Raw genomic sequence first — 20,362 nt, forward strand, 5'->3', positions numbered from 1 at the left:
GATCCGGAGCCGGAGCCGTCAGGAGAAGTCGCCGACGTTCTTCGCCGTGACCACCTTGACCGGCACCTTCACCGCCGCTGTGAGCTCCTTGCCCCGCGCGGCCTCGATGGCGTTGCGCACGGCGAGCCGGCCCAGTTCCCCGGGCTGTTGTGCCACCGAGGCGTACATCGTGCCCGCCTTGACCGCCTTCAGACCGTCGGGCGTACCGTCGAAACCGACCACCGGGACCGACGTACTCGCCTTGGCGCCCAGCGCCTTGACCGCGCCGAGCGCCATCTCGTCGTTCTCGGCGAACACCCCGTTCACACCGCTGTGCGCCTGGAGCAGGTTGGTCATCACATCGAGGCCCTTGGCACGGTCGAAGTCCGCGGGCTGTCGCGCCACGACCTTGATGCCCGGGTACGCCTTGATGCCCTCGGCGAAGCCCGCGCCGCGCTCACGGCTCGCGGAGGTGCCGGCCGTGCCCTGGAGGACCACGATCCGGCCCTTGCCACCGAGCTTGTCCGCCAGGGTCTTCGCCGCCTGCCTGCCGCCCGCGACATTGTCGGAGGCGACGAGCGTCGCGACATCGGCCTTGTTGACACCCCGGTCGGCGGCGATCACCGGGATGTCCGCCTTGTTGGCGGAGCGTACGGAGGGGCCCGCCGCGTCCGAGTCCACCGGGTTGACGATCACCGACGACATGCCTTCGCTGGTGAAGTTCTGGATCTGGTTGGCCTGTTGCGAGGCGTCGTTCTGCGCGTCGGTGACCGTGAGATCGACACCCTTCGCCTTCGCCTCGGCCTGGGCGCCCGCCTTCAGCTGTACGAAGAAGGGGTTGTTGAGGGTGGAGACGGACATGCCCAGCTTGGTCCCGCCACCGGAGGAACCGTTGTTCCAGAAGGAGATGCCGCCGATGACAGCGGCCACCAGCACCGCGACGACCGTGTACTTCACCGCTTGCGCGCCCCTGCGGCCGGAGCCGCCCGTACCGGACGCTCCGGCGGCCACGGGGGTCGCACCGGCGCGGCGGCGCACCGTGTCGAGCAGGACCGCCAGCGCGATGACGACCCCGATGACGACCTGCTGCCAGAACGCCGACACCGACAACAGGTTGAGGCCGTTGCGCAGTACCGCGAGGATCAGCGCGCCGATGAGCGTGCCGGACGCCTTGCCGACGCCGCCCGACAGGCTGGCGCCGCCGATCACGACCGCGGCGATGGCGTCGAGTTCGTAGCCCTGCGCGGCCTGCGGCTGCGCCGAGGAGAGCCGGGAGGCGAGGACGATGCCGGCGACGGCGGCGAACAGACCCGACAGCGCGTACACGGCGACCTTCTGCCGCTTGACGCGCAGCCCGGACAGCCGCGCCGCCTCCTCGTTGCCGCCGATCGCGTACATCGAGCGGCCGATGTACGTACGGCCCAGGATCACGGCGGTGACCAGCCCCATCACCACCATCACGATGACCGGCACCGGCAGCCATCCGCCGAGCGTGTCACCGATCCGCGAAACGGAGCCGGGGAAGGCGATCGGGCTGCCCTGCGAGATCACCAGGGACAGGCCGCGGCCCACCGAGAGCATCGCCAGCGTGGCGATGAACGGAGGGAGTTTGCCGTACGAGACGAGCGCGCCGTTGACGAGTCCGCAGGCCACGCCCGTGACGACGGCGAGTACGACGGCCAGCCATACCGGTACGCCCTCGGACGTCGCCGACCAGGCCAGCACCGTCGCCGAGAGCGCCGCCACCGAACCGACCGACAGGTCGATGCCCGCGGAGACGATGACGAAGGTGACACCGAACGCGAGGATCGCGGTCACGGCGGCCTGCACACCGACGTTGAGCAGGTTCTGCGTGGTCAGGAAGTCGCCCGAGAGCAGTGACAGCGCCACCACCAGGACGACCAGCGCGCTCAGCGCTCCGTTGTCGAGCAGGAGGCGACGGACCGCCGGGACGCCACCGCCACCTGTCTCGTTCTTGAGCGTGTCAGTGGCCACGAGAGCCCTCACCTTCTTCTTCGATGTCGTTGTCGACCGTTGTCGGGGCGGTGGCGGTGGCGGTGGTGACGGCGAGCGCCATCACCGCGTCCTGCGTCGCTTCGTCCGCCGAGAGTTCACCGGCGATCCGGCCCTGGGCCATCACCAGCACCCGGTCGCTCATTCCGAGCACCTCGGGCAGATCGCTGGAGATCATCAGCACGGCGTGACCGGCGGCGGTCAGTTCATTGATGAGCTGGTAGATCTCGACCTTCGCGCCGACATCGATACCGCGCGTCGGTTCGTCGAGGATCAGCACCCTGACATCGGCCAGCAGCCACTTGCCGATGACGACCTTCTGCTGATTGCCGCCGGAGAGAGTGCCCACCCGCTGCTCCAGTCCCGCCATCCGCACGCCGAGCTGTCCGGCGACACGGGCGGCGGCGGTGCGCTGCGCCGCGCGGTCCACCAGCCCGGCGCGGGTCGCCGAACGCAGTGTGACCAGGCCGAGGTTCTCCTCCACGGAGGCGTCCAGCAGCAGCCCCTGGCCCTTGCGGTCCTCCGGTACGAGCCCGATCCCGGCGGCCATCGCCGCGCTCACGTCATGGCGAGGCACCTCGGTGCCCGCCACCCGCACGGTGCCCGTGTCGTAGCGGTCCGCGCCGAACACGGCCCGGACGACCTCTGTACGGCCCGCGCCCACCAGACCGGCGATACCGACGACTTCACCGGCGCGCACCTCGAAGTCCACGTCGTGGAAGGCGCCTTGACGGGTCAGCCCGCTGACGGTCAGCAGGGCCGTCCCGGCCTCTCCGGCCCCTCCGGTCCCTTTGGTTTCTGTGGTCCGGCGCGGATACTGCTGCTCGATGCCGCGTCCGACCATGAGGCGTACGAGTTCGTCCTCGGGCGTCGACGCGGGCACCCGGCCGACGCTCCGGCCGTCGCGCAGCACGGTGACGCGGTCACCGAGGGCCGCGATCTCCTTCAGGTGATGGGTGATGAAGACGATGCCGACACCGTCCTCGCGCAGCGTGCGCACGATCCGGAAGAGGTTGTCGACCTCGTCGGAGGTCAGCACGGCGGTCGGTTCGTCCATGATCAGCACACGGGCGTCCAGGCTGAGGGCCTTGGCGATCTCGACCATCTGGAGCTGGGCGATGCCCAGTTCACGTACGAGGGCGTGCGGCCGGGTGCGGACGCCGACGCGCTCCAGCAGTCCGGCGGCCTCGGACTCCATCCTCTTCCGGTCGATCATGCCGAAGCGGCGCGGCTGGCGGCCCAGGAAGATGTTCTCGGCCACCGTCAGGTCGGGGACCAGGTTGAACTCCTGGTAGATCGTCGCGATACCCAGGCGTTCCGCGTCCTGGGCGCCGTGGATACGGACCTCCTGCCCGCCGACGAACACCCGCCCGGCGTCGGGCCGGTAGGCACCGGAGAGCATTTTGATCAGCGTGCTCTTGCCGGCGCCGTTCTCGCCGAGCAGGACATGCACCTCGCCGCGGCGCAGATCGAGGTCGACGCTGTCGAGCGCGACCACGCCGGGAAAGGTCTTGCGTATCCCTTCGACACGCAGCAACTCGTCCGGACGACTCACGGGTGGCTCCTTCGCGTTCGGAGTATGGGGGCGACTGCTGCTGAGTCCTGGGATGTTGTGTCCGGGGCTGCTGGGTCCAGGGCCGGTGGGTGTGGCGCCGGTGGATCCGGTGCCGACGAGGCCGGAGCCGCCGGGCCGGGCTGTCGACGGCCCGTGGGGAAGCCGGCGCCGCAGGACCGCCGTACGACCAGCCGGGCGGGAAGCGTCACGGACGGCGGGACGCGGCCCGCGATCCGCTCGGCCAGTGCCCGTACGGCCGCCCGGCCCAGCTCCTGTGTCGGCTGTGCGACGGCCGTGATCGGCGGATCCGTGTGCACGAACCACGGGATGTCGTCGAAGGCGGCGAGCGCGATGTCCTCGGGGACGCTCAGCCCCCGGCCGCGGATCGCGTCGAGCGCGCCGAGCGCCATCAGGTTGTCCGCGGCGAACACGGCGTCCGGCGGCTCGGGCAGATCGAGAAAGCGCTCCGCGACCCGGCGCCCGCTCTCGGCCTGGAAATCGCCCAGCCCGATGTACGCGGCGGGCAGTGCGACGCCCTGCTCGCTCAGCGCCTCACGGAAGGCGTCGACCCGCTCGCTGCCGGTCGTCGTGGCGGCGGGACCCGCGATGATCGCCGGCCGGCGATGGCCGAGCCGCAGCAGATGGGCCACCAGGTCCCGGACGGCGGCGCGCCCGTCCGCCCGTACGACGGGCACCTCCACGCCCGGGATCCACCGGTCCACGAAGACGATCGGGGTCGCGGCGCGCACCGCGTCGAGTATCAGCGGCGAACCCCGGTCGACGGGCGACACCAGCAGCCCGTCGATCCGGCGGTCGAGCAGCGTACGGACGTGATGGTCCTGCAACTCGGGCCGCTCGTCGGCGTTCCCGATGATCACGCTGTACCCGAGGGTCCGTGCCTCCTCCTCGACGGCACGGGCCAGGGCGGTGAAGTACGGATTGAGCACATCGCTGATGACCAGGCCGAGGGTGCGGGTCCGGTCGGTGCGCAGGGACCGGGCGACTGCGTTGGGCCGGTAGCTCAGCGTCTCGACGGCGCTGAGCACCCGGGTCCGGGCGTCCGGGCTGACCGACGGATGGTCGTTGAGCACGCGCGACACCGTGGCGACGGACACCCCCGCCTCGGCCGCGACATCCTTGATGCCCGCCATCGTCGGTCCACCTCCTCGTGGAATCGATTACACGGAGGATGGAATCGATTCCACGAGCGGAAGGCAAGGGTGCGCGGACACTCCGGGACCGGATCGTGACGTAGCTCATGGTGTATGTCGTGCCGAAGCCCGGACGACGTGGCGGGTTTCCGCCACAGATGGAGGCGGGCGGGGCCCTGTCGAACAGGGGGGCGTCAGGAGATATCTTGATGTCGAGCAATGTTGCAGACGTGGAGCGGAGCACCCGGTGACTGACTCGACCATCATCTATACGCACACCGACGAGGCCCCGGCCCTGGCGACGTATTCGTTCTTGCCTGTGATCGAAGCGTATGCCTCGACGGCCGGGGTCACCGTGGAGCGCCGGGACATCTCCCTGGCGGGGCGGATCATCGCCGGCTTCCCCGAGCGGCTCCAGGAGAGCCAGCGGGTCGACGACGCGCTCGCCGAGCTCGGTGAGCTGGCGAAGACGCCCGGGGCGAACATCATCAAGCTGCCGAACATCTCGGCTTCGATCCCGCAGCTCAAGGCGGCGATCGCCGAGCTTCAGCAGCAGGGCTACGCGCTGCCGGACTACCCGGACGACCCGAAGACCGACGAGGACCGGGACGTCCGCGCGCGGTACGACAAGGTCAAGGGCAGCGCCGTGAACCCGGTGCTGCGCGAGGGCAACTCCGACCGCCGCGCGCCCGCCTCGGTCAAGAACTACGCCAAGGCGCACCCGCACCGGATGGGCGCCTGGGTGGCCGACTCGAAGACGAACGTCGCGCACATGGACGGCGACGACTTCCGCTCCACCGAGAAGTCCGCGGTCATCGCCGAGGCCGGCTCGCTGCGGATCGAGCTGGCGGGCGACGACGGCAGCACCACCGTCCTGCGCGAGTCGGTGCCCGTGCTGGCGGGCGAGGTCGTGGACGCCTCGGTGATGCGGGTGGCCGCGCTGCGCGAGTTCTTCACGGCGCAGGTCGCCCGCGCCAAGGCGGAGGGCGTGCTGTTCTCGGTGCACCTGAAGGCCACGATGATGAAGGTCTCCGACCCGATCATCTTCGGCCACGTGGTCCGCGCCTTCTTCCCGAAGACGTTCGCCGAGCACGGACAGACGCTCGCCGCGGCCGGCCTGAGCCCGAACGACGGACTCGGCGGCATCCTCAAGGGCTTGGAGGCGCTGCCCGAGGGCGCGAAGATCAAGGAATCCTTCGAGGCCGAGCTCGCCGACGGTCCCGAGCTGGCGATGGTCGACTCCGACAAGGGCATCACCAACCTGCACGTACCGAGCGATGTCATCGTCGACGCCTCCATGCCGGCCATGATCCGTACCTCCGGTCACATGTGGGGCCCGGACGGCGGGGAGGCCGACACCCTCGCGGTCCTTCCCGACAGCAGCTACGCCGGTATCTACCAGGTCGTGATCGACGACTGCCGCGCCAACGGCGCCTACGACCCGTCCACGATGGGCTCGGTACCGAACGTCGGTCTGATGGCGCAGAAGGCCGAGGAGTACGGCAGCCACGACAAGACCTTCGAGATCCCCGCCACGGGCACCGTGCGGGTTGTCGACGCGGACGGCAACGCCGTGCTCGAGCAGGCGGTCGGCGCCGGTGACATCTTCCGTATGTGCCAGACCAAGGACCTGCCGATCCAGGACTGGGTCAAGCTCGCCGTCACCCGCGCCCGCGCGACCGGTGACCCGGCCATTTTCTGGCTCGACGAGGGCCGTGCGCACGACGCCAACCTCATCGCGAAGGTCAAGACCTACCTGGCCGAGCACGACACCGACGGGCTGCGGATCGAGATCATGTCGCCGGTCGACGCGACGGCGTTCTCCCTGGAGCGCATCCGCCGCGGCGAGGACACGATCTCGGTCACCGGCAACGTACTGCGTGACTACCTGACCGACCTGTTCCCGATCCTGGAGCTGGGCACGAGCGCCAAGATGCTCTCCGTCGTCCCGCTCATGAACGGCGGCGGACTGTTCGAGACCGGTGCCGGCGGCTCCGCGCCCAAGCACGTCCAGCAGCTCGTCAACGAGAACTACCTGCGGTGGGACAGCCTGGGCGAGTTCCTCGCCCTCGCGGTCAGCTTCGAGCACCTCGCGCAGACGACGGGCAACGCGCGCGCCCAGGTGCTCGCCGACACGCTCGACCGCGCGACCGGCACCTTCCTCAACGAGAACAAGTCGCCCAGCCGTCGCGTCGGTGGCATCGACAACCGCGGCAGCCACTTCTACCTGGCGCGTTACTGGGCGCAGGAGCTGGCGGGGCAGACCGACGACGCGCAGCTCGCGGAGGCGTTCGCGGCCCTGGCCAAGACGCTGACCGAGCAGGAGCAGACGATCATCGACGAGCTGCTCGCGGTGCAGGGTTCGCCGGCCGATATCGGCGGCTACTACCAGCCCGACCCGTCGAAGGCCTCGGCGGTCATGCGTCCGTCGGCCACGCTCAACCAGGCGCTGGCGACGCTCGGCTGACGCGACAGCGACAACAGGTACATCCGCTGCGGCGGGAGGCGGGCGCTCAGGGACACTCCGGGCGCCCGCCCTCCGTTCGTACGCGTTCCGCCCCCGGCAGGCATTCGTCCGGCCGGGGGCGGTTCTGTCTCCGGAGCCTCCAGAGCTCAGGCCTGCGGCCGTTGGCCGTCGATCGCGACCTGCCGGCCGTGGCGCGCGTGAGGGTGGTAGTCCCATGCCTCGTGGTGCTGTACGCAGCGGTTGTCCCAGAAGACCAGTGTGTTGGGCTCCCACCGCACCCGGCAGTTCAGGATGGGTGTGCGGGCGATATGGGCGAACAGCATGTCGAGTACCGCCCTGCTCTCGCCACGTGAAAGCTGCACGATGTGCGAGGTGTGGGCGCCGTTGACGAAGAGCAGTTTGCGACCGGTGTCAGGATGCCGGACCACCACCGGGTGCTCGTTCTTGGGCACGACGTATTCGGCCGGTGGGGTCTGACCGTCCCAGGGAAGCAGGCCGTCGTGGACGGCGGTCAGATCGTCGAGGAAGGCCTTCATGGCCGGTGACAGCATCTCGTAGGCCAGGTGCATATTGGCGAACAGAGTGTCACCGCCGCTGCCGATCTCCGGGGTGCGGGTGATGTACAGCATCGAGCCGAGCGGGGGCTCCTCGTCGGCCGTGCCGTCGGCGTGCCACCCGGCGCCGGCCAGGGCGCGCGATTCCCTGGTGGCGCTGATTTCGAGGATGTACGGATCGGAGCTCTCGGGAGCCGGCGCCACGGGGTGCAGTCGGCCGAAGCGCCCGGCGAAACGCTTGTGGTCCTCGGCCGACAGTGTCTGATCGCGGAACACCAGGACGTGGTGTGTGAGGAAAGCCCGCTTCACCTCGGTGAATTGATGACGCGTCAGTTCATTGGACAGATCGAGCCCGGATATCTCCGCCCCGAGCAACGGCGTCAGGGGATCGGCCACGAGGGTCTCGTAGTTCTCCTGCGGCCGGGTGGTGATGTGCTCGATCGCGTCCAGTGCGAACTGCTCCATTGCGTCCTCCTGCGGTGGGTGACAGCGGCATCAGTGCTTCTCGGGGACCGGCGGTGACGCCACGTAGATGTCCTCGGCCACCGCCCGTACCTGTGAGGGCCGGACGGTGTGTCCGGTGTGCCCGGAGTCTGCATCCCGTCACCGGCCTTGTGGAGAGCCAGAGTTGACTGAGCGTCATGGGCAGTCGTGGCAGTCCGTACCGCGGGGCCGACAGGCGCATCACCACTCCTGAACTCAGGTGCTGTGCCGACTACTTGACCCAAAAAAGATGATCGAACAAGCGATCGGAGTGTGTCAATGGCTCATTGTTCTAGCTCTGGCCAAAACTCTGGACTTGAGTGCCCTGATGTGGGAGGCGACGGGAAAGTGAGCGGGACGGCGACGAGATCCGTATGAAGAGGAGCCGTGCCGTCCGATGCCCTCTCCGGGCGCCGGACAACGGCGAGGCGCGGGGAACGACGTGCGGGAAAAGGCTGCGGGATCAGGCTCCGAGAACAACGTGCGGGAACGACATAAGGAGGCAGGGCGGTGAGAGACACCCGACGGTACGTGTGGCATGGCGCACGGTTCGCGGCCATCGCGGGAGTGGTCAGTGGCACGTTGATGGTCGGTCAGGGCGTGACGAGCGGTTCGTCCGCCCTCGAACCGGACGGAAGCCACATCACCCGGGCCCTGGACACGCGAGACGCCCCGGACGCCAGGCACTCCCCGGACGCCAAGAGTTCCCCCGACGCCACGGTGGATCCGGGCGCCGAGGTCGGTCCCGACGACATGGACGACGCCGAGGCGCCACGGGACGCCGGCCTGGCCGCGAACCTGTTGTCCGAGCTGGGCATGTCCCGTACGGCGGGCAGTTGGACCGCGGCCGACGGACACGCGGTGGTCGCGGTGACCGACGAGGACGCGGCGGCCGAGGTCAGCCGGGCGGGTGCGCGGCCCAAGCTGGTACGTCACAGCATGCGCCAACTGCATTCCGCGGCCGAGACGTTGAGGGCGGCACCCCGGGTGACCGGAACCGCGTGGGCGGTGGACGCGGCGTCCAACAAGGTGGTGGTGCTCGCCGACAGCACCGTCTCCGCCGACGACTGGTCGCGCCTGAAGGGCGTCGCCGGACGGGTGGGCGACGAAGTAGGCATGCGGCGGACGGCGGGCTCGTTCACCACCAGGACCAGCGGCGCCGACCCGATCTTCACCCCTGGCGGCCGGTGTTCGGCCGGCTTCAATGTCACCAACGGCCAGACCAGCTTCATCCTGACGGCGGGGCACTGCGGTCCGACCGGCACCAGTTGGTCCGAGGACACCCAGGGAGCCACGAACATCGGCACGACGGTCGCGAGCAGTTTCCCGGACAACGACTACTCCCTCGTGCGGTACCAGAACAGGACGCTCGACCGGAGCAGCGTGGTGAACCTCGGCGCGGGCCGGGGCGTACGGATCACCGCCTCCGCGGACCCGGCGGTCGGCCAGCAGGTCTTCCGTAACGGCAGCACCACCGGGCTCCGCACCGGCGAGGTGACCGCGCTGAACGCGACGGTGAACTACCCCGAGGGCACCGTCACCGGACTGATCCAGACCTCCGTCTGCGCCGAACCCGGAGACAGCGGAGGGCCGCTCTTCGCCCAAGGACTGGCGCTCGGACTGACGTCCGGCGGCAGCGGCGACTGCGCCGCGGGAGGTGTGACGTTCTTCCAGCCGGTGACCGAGGCGTTGCGGGCCCTCGGGGTGAACATCCCGGGCGCCCCGGCGGTCCCCGCCGCCGCGCCCGTTCCTCCCTCCGGCAACTCCCTCATCCCGAGTACGGAGGACGTCGCGGCGGCGGTCGACGAAATCGTCGGCTACCTCCCGCGTATCGGTCCGGGACTGCTGATCACCTTCGGAGGAATACTCGGGCTCCTCGCCACCCGGCGGTTGCGCCCCGGAGCGACGCGGCGGCAGTATCCCGGCTACTCCACCACATGGAGCTGACGCGTGGAGCGGCCGGTCCCTCCGCGTCTCCCCGGTGGTCGGCCCGGTCGGTCAGATCTCCCCGGTGGTCGACCCGGCCGAAGCCGTACACGCTCGGATCAGACTGTCCGATGTCGTACAGGTGGAGGAGCGAGCATGGTGAAGCGTGGATCCGACGAGAGCACCGCTGATCCCTTCGACACAACGGTCTGGCGCGCGGTCGGCGATCCGCTGGTGGGCGCCCGCGCGCGAGGGCCGCTGGACGGGACCGGCGTCGCTGTGAAGGATCTGTTCGCGGTCGCGGGGCAGCCCATCGGCGCCGGTGTGCCGGCCTGGCTGGCCGAGCAGCGGCCGCACACCCGGTCGGCGCCCGCCGTCGCGGCGCTGCTCGACGAGGGCGCGCACATCGTGGGCATCGCGCGTACCGACGAGTTCGCGTACAGCCTGGCCGGCACCAACGCGCACTACGGGACCCCGCCGAACCCCGCCGCCCCCCGCCGGGTGAGTGGCGGGTCGACCAACGGACCGGCGAGCGCGGTGGCCCTCGGCCAGGCGACGGCCGGGCTCGGCACCGACACCGGCGGTTCCATCCGGGTCCCAGCGTCCTACCAGGGCCTCGTCGGGCTGCGCACCACGCACGGCGCGATCGCCACCGACGGCGTCCTCCCTCTGGCGCCGTCCTTCGACACCGTCGGCTGGCTGACCCGGGACGTCCGTACGTCCGCCGCGATCGCGCGGGTGCTGATCGCCGACGACGAGGCCGAACCCCCGCACCGCACCGTGCGGCTGCCGGCGGTCGAGTCACTGGCGTCGGCGGATGTACAGGACGCCTTCACCAGCACCGTCGAAAAACTGACAGCGGCCGGGAAGCTGCCCCCGGCCGAGCCGCTGGAGCTGCCGCTCGACCTGCTCGAACGCTGGGTTGCGGCGTTCCGTACCGTCCAGGCGTGGGAGGCCTGGCAGGTCCACGGCCCCTGGATCGCCGCCCATCCCGGCGCGCTCGGCGCCGATGTGGCCGCGCGCTTCACCCAGGCATCCGAGGTCGGCGAGGAACAGGCGGCGGCAGCGCGCGAAGCGGCGGCCGAGGCGCGGGAGCGGATCAGGGGCTGGCTCCTGGGCAGCGTCCTCGTCATCCCCTCGGCATCCGGCCCGGCACCGGCCCGTGACGCGTCGGAGGAACGGATGGGGGCCGCGCGCGACACGACGCTCAAGATGACCTGCCTCGCGGGACTCGCCGGAGCCCCGGCACTGTCACTGCCCCTGCTGCGGTCCGCCGACGGCGCTCCTGTGGGCCTCTGCCTGCTCGGCGCGCCCGGGACGGATCACGGCCTGCTCACCCTCGCCGCCGGGATGGAGTTCTAGGGCCTCTCGTTTGGATCGGGCCGCCGCCTCCACCCTGGCGTCAGGGCGTCCGCCGTCCATCCTCGTTCTCTGCCGTCTCTGCCGTCTCTGCCGTCTCTGCCGTGAAGCGCGGAAGCAGCGCGGCGACGGTGGAGGTGCCTGTTCCATGTTCGTCGTCGAGCCTGCGTGGGGCATTAAGCCTGTGCGGTTCATGAAGCCTGTTCGGGTCATGTCGGGATCGCTGTCCGGGTGTGAGATGCGTGCGCGGTTCCGTCGCGGAGTCCGGTGAGCGGGGTGCTGCCGCGCCGGCGGGCGAGGTGGAGGCGGGAGGGCTTCGGTGGTGGGTGTTGCCGAGAGCTGTCGCCGGTTGGTGGCAGCCGCACAACGCGACGCCGTTCGGGTGTGAACGACGGAGAAGACGACCCGTTCGCGCAGTCGGTTCCCGCTTCTGACGATGTGTTCGCCGTGGATGGACGATCCGGGGAACTTCGGCCCGGAGGGACGCCTGCCCGGTGCCCGAGGGCAAGTTGGGGGCCGGAGTCGGGACCGCGTGGGTGAGGCCGCCCGTCCGGTTGTGGGTGTCTGAAAGGGCATCAGCAGTGGCCCGTTCGGGGCGCGTCCGGGCAAATGTCAACCCGCAAGATGTCGGCTTGACGTCGCACACTCAATCCTGCAAAGCTCCCCATGTCACTGACTCGGCGTCGGTGAGAAACCCGGGTATGTGGCTAGGGTGTCCAAGGCACACCGGCCCTCCCGGGGTCGACGCCGAGAGCGTTCGGGCCCGGAGCTGAGGGCCCGGACGGCTGGGACTATGAACGGCAAAGCACGGGGGAGATGCAACACATGGCCGCAGTCGCCATTCATTTTGTCTGCAGAGTGAACTGTCGCAGTCGCAGAGTCTGTTCGGCCTGACGGCCTGATCCGGCGTTGCCGCGACATTCCGTACGCTGCTGAGGCGTTCGGCGCTCCACCATGACGGCACACAGTCGTGCCCGTCGCTTCACCACATCCTGCGTGCCGTTTTCAGGTGCGCGCGGCCCCATCCGGCCCGCCCTGCCCGGCGGTCCGGCCGCGCTGCCTGATGCGTCATGTGCGGCAGTCCCGATCAACTGGCCATCGCGTCGGCTGTTCGGTGTACCCGGCGCGCGGATGAGCACACCACCGATTTTCATCACCCGTACCAAATGCGCCCGTGGCAGGGCGCGTTGTACGGAACCCATTTATTCCATCGCTACACAGAGGGGCTTTCGTCATGCCTGTTTTCGAAACCAGCGAAAAAGCCGAGCACGTCTTCAGCGGCCTGTTCAGCATTCTGCTCCAGGACGACACCTTCACCCAGCGGATGCGTGACTCCGGAATTTCGCTCCACCTGATACAGGTGAAGCCGGATGTGGAACTCTTCGTCACTCCCGACGGTGTGACCGCCGGTCCGCCGGCGCAGCCCGCCGCCATCCGGATCAAGATGAGCTGCGACACGGCACACGATCTCTGGCTGGGCAAGCTGCTGATGCCGGTGGCGCTGGCCACCGGAAAGGTCCGCATCAAGGGCAACGTGGCCAAGGTCCTCGAATTCGTTCCGCTGCTGCGTCCGGCCTTCGACCGCTACCCGGAAATCGCCAAGGCCGAGGGACTGCCGGTCTGACACCGGCCCGGCGCTCCGCCGGCACGTCCGCACTCACGCATACACGTACTTCACGAAAAGATTTGGACGCAATATGAGCACCTCCACCGACAGTCTCCTCCCGGTCGACTTCCTCACCGAGCCGCTCTCGATCCAGGAACTGCGGCAGCAGGTAAGGGAATTCGTCGACAAGGATGTACGTCCCCGTGTCGCCGAGAACGACCGTGCCGCATTCGATGATTTCGACTGGGAGCTGGTGCGCAAGGGGCACGAGGCCGGTCTGCTGCGCCTCGTCATTCCCAAGGAGTACGGCGGTCTGGGCCTCGGCGTGCTCGGCGTCGCGGTGGCGCTGGAGGAGATAGCCGCGGCCTGCGCGGGCACGGCGTTGATCTTCGGTGCCACACTGCTGGGCCAGGCGCCGGTCCTGCTCTCCAGCGAACCGCAGCTCCAGTCGCGTTTCCTGCCGCAGTTCTCCGGTGACGACCCGGTCCTGGCCTGCAACGCGATCACCGAGGACCAGGCGGGCTGCGACCTTCTCATCCCCGAGTACGCCGAGCACGCCACCGATGTCGTGCAGGCCCGCCGGGACGGCGACAGCTATCTCCTCACCGGGCGGAAGCGCTTCATCACCAACGCCAAGGTCGCGCAGTTCGGCTCCGTCTACGCCAACCTGGAGGGCCACCCCGGCGCCACGGGGCTCACCGCGTTCATCGTGCCGTTGGACTCGCCCGGCGTCACCCGCGGGCCCGTCGCGGACAAGATGGGTTACCGCGCCTGCCTGGGCAGCGAGTTGGTGTTCGAGAACGTCCGGGTGCCGGTCGAGAACGTCGTCGGCGGCGAGGGCAACGGCATGCTCATCAACATCCAGCAGATGAACATGGCCCGTGCCACGGTGGCCGCCATCTCCACCGGAATCGCGCGGGGCGCCTTCGACATAGCCAAGGAGTGGTGTGCCGACCGCGTCCAGGGCGGAGTGCCGCTCCACAAGCACCAGTTCACAGCTCGCAAGCTCGCCGAGATGACCTCCAAGATCGAGGCGTCCCGGCTGATGTACCTGAAGGCGGCCCAGACCGCGGACTCCGAGATCCCGGCCCCGGTGTACGAGCCGGCGACCGCCAAGCTCTTCGCCGACCGGGTCGCCATCGAGGTGGCCCAGGAGGCCATGTCGCTGATGGGCGCGCGCGGCTACCTGCGGGAGTACGGCATGGAGAAGTTCGTACGGGAGTCCTTCGGCGCCCGCATCTACGAGGGCACCCCGGAGGTGCTGGCCCTGGCGATCACCGAATCGCTGTACGCGGAAGACGACTTCTAAAAAGCCGGTTCCGTCGCAAGGATGGAGAATCCTATGGAAACGAATATCGGGTACGAGGATCGCCCCGTACCCCGCCCTTGGAGTATTCCACTGGGCCTGCCCGAAACTCTCTCCACCGTACCGAGTTCCGCTGGTCCGGCCCCGGCTGTCCTCGATTCCGCTGTTCCGGCTCCGGCCGTGCCCGATTACGTTCCGCCGGTTTCCTCCTTGCCGTCGATCACGGCGGACGTGCCCGCCCCCGCGCCGTCGTCCTCGATCCAGCAGCGCTACATCAAGGACATCCTTCAGCTGCAGCGTCGGCTGAGTTTTTCCCGGCTGGACGCGGAACTGCGGAAGAACGGCGGCTGCATCTACCGTGCCGATCACGGGCACGGTGTGGTCACCCTGGTGGCGAACTCCCGCTCCGTACCCGACCGGTACCTGCGGGGGATCGCCGGATTCAGACTCTCGGAATACCTTCAGGCCGGTTTCGCGAGCGAGGAAATAGTCTTCAACCGCTCCCTGTTCTGCGAGCCGGTCCGGGAGTTCCACGACGACGATCTGCATGTCATCACCACGGACTCGAACAGCGGTCGCATCCTGGGATATGTGACGTTGTCGCACAGCCAGGACCCCGTGACCCGGCCGATCGCGGCCGAGGGCCGTCGCCTCTTCCCCTGCGAACAGGCGCACGACTTACGGCTCCAGTCGGTGCTGCCCGACACTCGGGGTCTGATGACGCACCAGGTCAGGGAGGTGAAGCGGTTCGTCCACGCCCGCGATGTCACCGACCGCTCGCTGCGCCTGCGGATCACTCTGGAACTGCTGGCCGGCATCATGCAGGCGGCCCGGCTGGGTGGCTGCCCGACCCAGCTGCTGATCGGCGATGTCGAGGAACATGTGGCCCTGCGCCACCTCGTACTCCTCGGTCTGGCCGTTCATCTCCTCAAGGGCACCACTCCGAAGCTGAGCCCGCAGAACGTCATGCACCCCATGTACACGAAGCGGGAGCGGGTGCTTCCCTTCTACGCCTGGGCGCCGCCCGAGGAAGAAATCGAGATGCGCGCCAACCTGCTTGAGCAGGCTGCCGCCTCGGATTCGCCGTTCCGCGCACTGCGCGGGCTGATAGCCGGTCTGCCCGGGACCGTGGAACACATAGAGGTGGCCGCCTGATGCCCGATACTGTCGTCCGCCAGGATTTCTACACGGAATTCACCGAACGCAATCGCGGATTCATCTCCGAGGCGGCTCAGCACGAGTTGTCCCGGGCGAAGATCCTGATCGCCGGATGCGGTTCGACCGGCGGCGCCGCGGTGGAACCCCTCGCCCGTATCGGCGTCCAGGATTTCGTCCTGGTCGACGTCGGGGAGTTCGAACTCAACAATCTCAACCGGCAGCACGCCGCGTACGAGGACATCGGGCGGCACAAGGCGGAAGTCGCCGCCGGACGCGTCACCGCGATCAATCCGCACGCCGTTGTGGACGTGGTGGCCGAGGGCGTCACGCGGGAGAACGCCAGGAAGCTGGTCGAGGACTGCGCGGTGGTCATCGACGGGGTGGACGTCACCGAGAGGTCGGGCTGGCGGGCCAAGTACCTGCTGCACGAGGCCGCGGCCGAGGCGCGCCGTCCGGTGCTGACCGGATACGACATGGCCGGCACCCAGTACATCCGGTTCTACGACTACCGTCGCGGCGGGTCCCGCCCGTTCGACGGCCGGATCAGCGCCGAGGACATCGAGCGGGCGGGGATCTGGTCGCTGCTCTACCGGGCCATCCCCACCCGCTACATTCCGCTGGAGATGATCCGCAACGCCCGCGAGCACCTGGGTGAGGAGGGGTACAGCGTGCCCCAACTCGTCTACGCCTCGCTGTTGTTCGGGGCGCTCAGCACCCGGATGACGGCGCAGATCCTGGCCGGCGAGCCGGTGCGCCGGGACGTCGCGGTCAACGTCCACGGCGTCACACGGACCCGCCCTGCGAACTGGCGGATCGGGTTGCAGTGGCCCGTCGAGCTGGTCGGGGGCCTGCGCAAGCTGGCGGCGTCGCGGAAGTAAGTCCTCCTCCGGCGGGTCTCCGGGGCCCGCCCGCGGCGTCCGTTCCCGCCGCGGCTTGTCCGGGGTGTTGCGGGTGGACAGAACACCGTCCCGCAACACCCCGACCCGCGCTACGAAGCCTCCTTGACGAGGCCGGCCAGCATGTAGCCGGCGACCTGCGTGGCATCCCGCCCGGCCGTTTCGTGGTCCTCGGCGAAGGCCAGTGAGGTCGCCGCCTCGCACAGCGTTCCGAAGATCATCTTGGCGGCCATGTCGCGTGATACCGGCTGCAGTTCGTCGCGCTCCGCCAGCTGGTCGAGCAGTCCCAGCACCAGCGGCAGGGCGAGTTCGTCATCGATCTCCCGGCAGCGGCGCACGCCGAGAACGCCGGCCGACTGCCGCAGCAGCGACCGCTTGCGGGCATCGGCGACATAGCTGTTCAGGAAGCTCTGGACGGCCGTCGCGGCGATCTGCCACGGCGACGGGTCCGTGTCGTCGGACGCGGCAAGAGCTTTGTCGACCCGCTCCAGCACTTCCTGTTGGCTGGTCCGGAAGACCTGGTCGAAAATGGCGCGTTTGTCCTGGAAGTGGTGGTAGACGGCGCCCTTGCTCACGCGGGCCGCGCCCGCGATGTCATCGACGGACGTGACGTCGAAGCCCTTCTCGGTGAACAGCTCCGCGGCCGACTCGATCAACGCGGCACGGGTGAGGGCCGCGTACTCCTCACGCCTTGACTTGACTGTCATATTGCCTCCAAGGATACTGACCGACCGTCAGTCATTTTCATACTCTGAGTCGGTGAACGTCTCCGAGTCGGTTTATGACTCTGAGTTCCGTCATTATCCAGTCTGCCGCCGCACATCTCCACCGCTAGGAGCCGCGACATGTCCGCGCCCCCCACCGCCTCGCCACCGGCCTCCGATCTCGCCTCGCGTGCCTCCCGATGGATGCGGAAGGCCCGATGGCCGCTGCTCGCGGTATGGCTCGTCGCCCTCGCGGTGAGCGGGATCGGCGCCTCCTCCATCGCCAACACCCTGAGCGGAGGCGGCTGGTTCGCACCGGGAGCCGACTCGACGACGGCGGCGCACCAACTGGAGCAGGGCTTCAAAGGACGTGGTCAGACCACCGTCACCCTCGTCGTCCACGACCAGCGGTACACCTCGGGCGACGCGCGGTTCGAACGACGGGTCAAGGACGTGGCCCGCCAAGTCACCGAGGACCGCACGCTGAAGGTCAGCGACAGCTACGGCTGGGTCACCCTGGGCGAGAAGAACAGGGCCTCCTTCCTCGGCGACGACCGGCGTACGGCGACCACCCAGCTGGCGCTCGACCTGGACGACGGGTCCGCGCGCCGCGAACTCCCCGTCGTACAGCAGGATCTGACGGACCGGTTTTCGGACCAAGGCCTGGAAGTCTCCCTGGTGAGCCCTTCCTCCTTCTGGGGCGAGATCAACAACCTCAGCCAGAAGGGCCTGGCCAAGGCCGAGTTGATCACGATGCCGCTGATCATCCTGATTCTGCTGCTGCTCTTCCGCAGTGTCACCGCCGCCCTCGTCTCCCTCGCGGTCGGCGTCTCCGCCATCGTCTTCACGCTGGGAGTGCTCGCCCCGGTGTCCCAGCAGTACGAGCTGTCGGTCTTCGTGGAGAACGCCGCCACCATGCTGGGACTGGGCGTCGGAGTGGACTACTCACTCTTCATGGTCACACGGTTCAAGGAGCAACTGGCCAAGGGGGAGAGCGTCGACGATGCCGTCGCCGCGACCCTGCGGACCTCCGGGCACACCGTCATCGCCTCCGGCGCGACCATCGTGCTGGCCATGTGCACGCTGTTCCTGATCGACCTCAATGTGATCTTCTCGCTCGCGCTCGGCGCCGTCGTGGTCGTCGCCTTCTCCGTCCTCGCGGCCGTGCTCTTCCTCCCCGTACTCCTGCACTTCCTGGGGCACCGGATCAACGCGGGCCGCATCCGGCTGCCCCGGAGCCTGCGCGAGCGGCTGAGCCCGGAGGAGCGGGACCGGTCCGAGGAGTCGCGCCCCTGGTACCGCGTGGCGCTCAAGGTCATGGCACGCCCGGTGACGTTCCTCGCGATCGGCAGCGTGATCCTGCTCGCGCTGGCGGCGCCAGCGGCGGGGCTGCGCACCTTCTCCCCGGACGCCCGCATCCTGCCGGATTCCTCGCCCGTCCGGGTCGGTTACGACCACGTACAGGGCGCCTTCGGTGTCGGCACCACCTCGCCCATGCAGGTCGTCGTCACCACGTCGAAGCCGCTGGACACCCTGGAGTCGTCGGACGAGCTGACGCGTCTCAACGACCGGCTCGCGAAACTCCCGGACGTCGAGCGGGTCGACTCCGCCCTGCCGGTGCTGAAGTCCGCCTCGCCGCAGGACCCGTTCGCCGCGTTGTCCAGCGCCGCCATGAAGGGACTGCCCGGCGACGCCCAGGACACGGTCCGCCACTTCGTGGCCGACGACAACCGCACCGTCATCTTCGAGGTCATCCCCGACAGCCGGGCCTCCAGCGACTCCGCGCGCGAACTGCTGGACCGCGTGCAGAAGGAGGCGGACGGGCTTCCGGGCTCGATGAGCCCCGTGATCGGTGGCGAGACGGCCGAGGGCATCGACGCGAACGGCGTCATCCAGGACGGACTGCCGTACGTCATCCTGATCATGCTCATCGCGGTCTATGTGGTGCTGCTCGTGACCTTCAGGTCGCTGCTGCTGCCGTTGAAGGCGATCGCCATGAACCTGCTGTCGATCGGCGCGACCTACGGCGTACTGGTCCTGGTGTTCCAGAACGGCCTGGGCACCGACCTGTTGAACTTCGAGCGGACCAACTACCTGCAGAACTTCGTACCGGTGCTGCTGCTCGCGCTGCTGTTCAGCCTCAGTACGGACTACGAGGTCTTCCTCCTCGACCGGGTGCGCGAGGAGTACGTGGCGACCGGCGACAACACCATCTCCGTGGCACGCGGTCTCGCGCGCACCGCGCCGATGATCTCGGGGGCGGCCCTGCTGATGGTCGCGGTCTTCGGAGCCTTCGGCTTCTCCGGCATCGTGCCCATTCAGCAACTGGGCTTCGGCATGGCCATCGCCATCCTGCTGGACGCCACCCTCGTACGGCTCCTGCTCGTACCCGCGGCCATGCGGCTCATGGGCAGCTGGAACTGGTGGATGCCCGGTCGGTCGGCCCGGCCGTCCAGCCCCGAAGAGCCGGCGGCGGAGAAGGCGGAGGAAGCGGAGCAGGAGGCGAGCGCCATGGCTCAGCGCTCGTGACCGGTGCCTTGTGACGGGTGGCCTGTGAGCGGTGGCTCGTGAGCGGTGGCCTGTGAGCGGTGCGCCGAAGAGGAACAGCGCGTACGGGAACGACCAGGACGGAGAGGTCAGAGATGGTTCTACTTGTCGTCGTGTTCCTGCTGATGGGGGTCCTGGTGGGTGCGGTCGCCCATCTGCCGGTCCCTGTCAGCCTGTTCGCCGGCACCGTCATCGGTGGTTGGCTGACCGCTTTCCTTGTGCGGGAGCGCCGCGCCAAGCGCCGGGAGGAGGGGCCGCATGCGGCCGACCATCTCCGTCACGGCTGAGCGGACCACAGCCGTCAAAGACGCCGACGGCATGGCGGTGGCCTCGTTCATGCTCGGGCTGACCGGCCTGCTGGTGGCGAACCTCTTGCTCGGGCCGACCGCTGTCGTGCTGGCCTCCCTGTCCCTGTGGCGCGGGACCGCCCGCCCGGGCCGCGCCTGGGCAGGCCTCGGGCTCGGTGTCGCCGACCTCGTCGTCCTCGGCGTCCTGGTCAGCCTCGACGGCACCCCGTCCTGGAGCATGTAGGAGAACACCGACCACGACTGACCACGACCGACACGACTGACCACGACTGACCACGACCGACACGACTGACCACGACTGACCACGACCGACACGACTGACCACGACCGACACGACTGACCACGACTGA

General features: G+C 68.8%; 15 protein-coding genes. 10 read left to right on the forward strand and 5 right to left on the reverse strand.

The features are described 5' to 3' along the window. Positions 1-18: 18 nt before the first annotated feature. From ACIQD6_RS26135 to ACIQD6_RS26145, 3 genes are read right to left on the reverse strand one after another with little or no spacing between them, the layout of a single operon-like run. Entirely contained in the window at positions 19-1,974 is a 1,956-nt protein-coding gene (locus ACIQD6_RS26135; RefSeq protein WP_401886439.1) for a substrate-binding domain-containing protein, read from the reverse strand. Continuing rightward, complete coding sequence (locus tag ACIQD6_RS26140) at positions 1,964-3,547, reverse strand: sugar ABC transporter ATP-binding protein (protein WP_401886441.1); 1,584 nt, start codon at positions 3,545-3,547, stop codon at positions 1,964-1,966. The genes ACIQD6_RS26135 and ACIQD6_RS26140 overlap by 11 nt, the downstream gene beginning before the upstream one ends. After that, positions 3,544-4,698, reverse strand: a complete 1,155-nt coding sequence (locus tag ACIQD6_RS26145; protein WP_401886444.1) for a LacI family DNA-binding transcriptional regulator — start codon at positions 4,696-4,698, stop codon at positions 3,544-3,546. The genes ACIQD6_RS26140 and ACIQD6_RS26145 overlap by 4 nt, the downstream gene beginning before the upstream one ends. Before the next feature lie 247 nt (positions 4,699-4,945). Here ACIQD6_RS26145 and ACIQD6_RS26150 point away from each other — a divergent pair, with 247 nt between their 5' ends. Further along, positions 4,946-7,165, forward strand: coding sequence for an NADP-dependent isocitrate dehydrogenase (locus tag ACIQD6_RS26150; RefSeq protein WP_401886447.1), 2,220 nt, complete (start codon positions 4,946-4,948; stop codon positions 7,163-7,165). Positions 7,166-7,311: 146 nt separating this feature from the next. Here ACIQD6_RS26150 and ACIQD6_RS26155 read toward each other — a convergent pair whose 3' ends face one another. Next, the gene (locus ACIQD6_RS26155) at positions 7,312-8,184 is read right to left on the reverse strand and encodes a TauD/TfdA dioxygenase family protein (RefSeq protein WP_401886449.1); all 873 of its coding nucleotides are present in this window, start codon (positions 8,182-8,184) and stop codon (positions 7,312-7,314) included. Between the two features lie 771 nt (positions 8,185-8,955). Here ACIQD6_RS26155 and ACIQD6_RS26160 point away from each other — a divergent pair. The 6 genes from ACIQD6_RS26160 (at position 8,956) to ACIQD6_RS26185 (ending at position 16,435) form a co-directional block, all read left to right on the forward strand. After that, a complete protein-coding gene (locus tag ACIQD6_RS26160) occupies positions 8,956-10,149 on the forward strand; it encodes a S1 family peptidase (RefSeq protein WP_401886814.1) in 1,194 nt (397 codons plus the stop codon). A 135-nt stretch (positions 10,150-10,284) separates the two neighbouring features. Then, on the forward strand, positions 10,285-11,490 hold the full coding sequence (locus tag ACIQD6_RS26165; protein ID WP_401886452.1) for an amidase: 1,206 nt from the start codon (positions 10,285-10,287) through the stop codon (positions 11,488-11,490). 1,231 nt (positions 11,491-12,721) lie between these two features. After that, positions 12,722-13,111: an SCP2 sterol-binding domain-containing protein gene (locus ACIQD6_RS26170; RefSeq protein WP_401886454.1), complete on the forward strand. Its 390-nt coding sequence runs from the start codon at positions 12,722-12,724 to the stop codon at positions 13,109-13,111. 73 nt (positions 13,112-13,184) lie between these two features. Continuing rightward, a complete protein-coding gene (locus ACIQD6_RS26175; RefSeq protein WP_401886456.1) occupies positions 13,185-14,402 on the forward strand; it encodes an acyl-CoA dehydrogenase family protein in 1,218 nt (405 codons plus the stop codon). A 207-nt stretch (positions 14,403-14,609) separates the two neighbouring features. After that, positions 14,610-15,554, forward strand: a complete 945-nt coding sequence (locus tag ACIQD6_RS26180) for a hypothetical protein (RefSeq protein WP_401886458.1) — start codon at positions 14,610-14,612, stop codon at positions 15,552-15,554. Next, entirely contained in the window at positions 15,554-16,435 is an 882-nt protein-coding gene (locus ACIQD6_RS26185) for a HesA/MoeB/ThiF family protein (RefSeq protein ID WP_401886460.1), read from the forward strand. The genes ACIQD6_RS26180 and ACIQD6_RS26185 overlap by 1 nt, the downstream gene beginning before the upstream one ends. A gap of 110 nt (positions 16,436-16,545) precedes the next feature. Here ACIQD6_RS26185 and ACIQD6_RS26190 read toward each other — a convergent pair whose 3' ends face one another. Continuing rightward, positions 16,546-17,160: a TetR/AcrR family transcriptional regulator gene (locus tag ACIQD6_RS26190; protein WP_401886463.1), complete on the reverse strand. Its 615-nt coding sequence runs from the start codon at positions 17,158-17,160 to the stop codon at positions 16,546-16,548. A 138-nt stretch (positions 17,161-17,298) separates the two neighbouring features. On the opposite strand from ACIQD6_RS26190, the gene ACIQD6_RS26195 reads away from it, so the two are divergent. The 3 genes from ACIQD6_RS26195 (at position 17,299) to ACIQD6_RS26205 (ending at position 20,235) form a co-directional block, all read left to right on the forward strand. Further along, a complete protein-coding gene (locus tag ACIQD6_RS26195) occupies positions 17,299-19,686 on the forward strand; it encodes an MMPL family transporter (protein ID WP_401886465.1) in 2,388 nt (795 codons plus the stop codon). Positions 19,687-19,799: 113 nt separating this feature from the next. Continuing rightward, positions 19,800-19,991, forward strand: coding sequence for a hypothetical protein (locus ACIQD6_RS26200; RefSeq protein ID WP_401886468.1), 192 nt, complete (start codon positions 19,800-19,802; stop codon positions 19,989-19,991). Next, entirely contained in the window at positions 19,963-20,235 is a 273-nt protein-coding gene (locus ACIQD6_RS26205; protein WP_401886470.1) for a DUF4190 domain-containing protein, read from the forward strand. Before ACIQD6_RS26200 ends, ACIQD6_RS26205 begins: the two co-directional genes overlap by 29 nt. Positions 20,236-20,362: the final 127 nt, after the last annotated feature.

The organism is Streptomyces sp. NPDC088400 (assembly GCF_044753355.1).
Classification (GTDB): domain Bacteria; phylum Actinomycetota; class Actinomycetes; order Streptomycetales; family Streptomycetaceae; genus Streptomyces.

Coding starts and splice junctions, on each gene's coding strand:
- ACIQD6_RS26145 (WP_401886444.1), bottom strand. CDS start 4,698: ATGGCGGGCATCAAGGATGTCGCGGCCGAGGCGGGGGTGTCCGTCGCC.
- ACIQD6_RS26155 (WP_401886449.1), bottom strand. CDS start 8,184: ATGGAGCAGTTCGCACTGGACGCGATCGAGCACATCACCACCCGGCCG.
- ACIQD6_RS26160 (WP_401886814.1), top strand. CDS start 8,956: ATGGACGACGCCGAGGCGCCACGGGACGCCGGCCTGGCCGCGAACCTG.
- ACIQD6_RS26165 (WP_401886452.1), top strand. CDS start 10,285: ATGGTGAAGCGTGGATCCGACGAGAGCACCGCTGATCCCTTCGACACA.
- ACIQD6_RS26170 (WP_401886454.1), top strand. CDS start 12,722: ATGCCTGTTTTCGAAACCAGCGAAAAAGCCGAGCACGTCTTCAGCGGC.
- ACIQD6_RS26175 (WP_401886456.1), top strand. CDS start 13,185: ATGAGCACCTCCACCGACAGTCTCCTCCCGGTCGACTTCCTCACCGAG.
- ACIQD6_RS26185 (WP_401886460.1), top strand. CDS start 15,554: ATGCCCGATACTGTCGTCCGCCAGGATTTCTACACGGAATTCACCGAA.
- ACIQD6_RS26190 (WP_401886463.1), bottom strand. CDS start 17,160: ATGACAGTCAAGTCAAGGCGTGAGGAGTACGCGGCCCTCACCCGTGCC.
- ACIQD6_RS26195 (WP_401886465.1), top strand. CDS start 17,299: ATGTCCGCGCCCCCCACCGCCTCGCCACCGGCCTCCGATCTCGCCTCG.
- ACIQD6_RS26200 (WP_401886468.1), top strand. CDS start 19,800: ATGGTTCTACTTGTCGTCGTGTTCCTGCTGATGGGGGTCCTGGTGGGT.
- ACIQD6_RS26205 (WP_401886470.1), top strand. CDS start 19,963: ATGCGGCCGACCATCTCCGTCACGGCTGAGCGGACCACAGCCGTCAAA.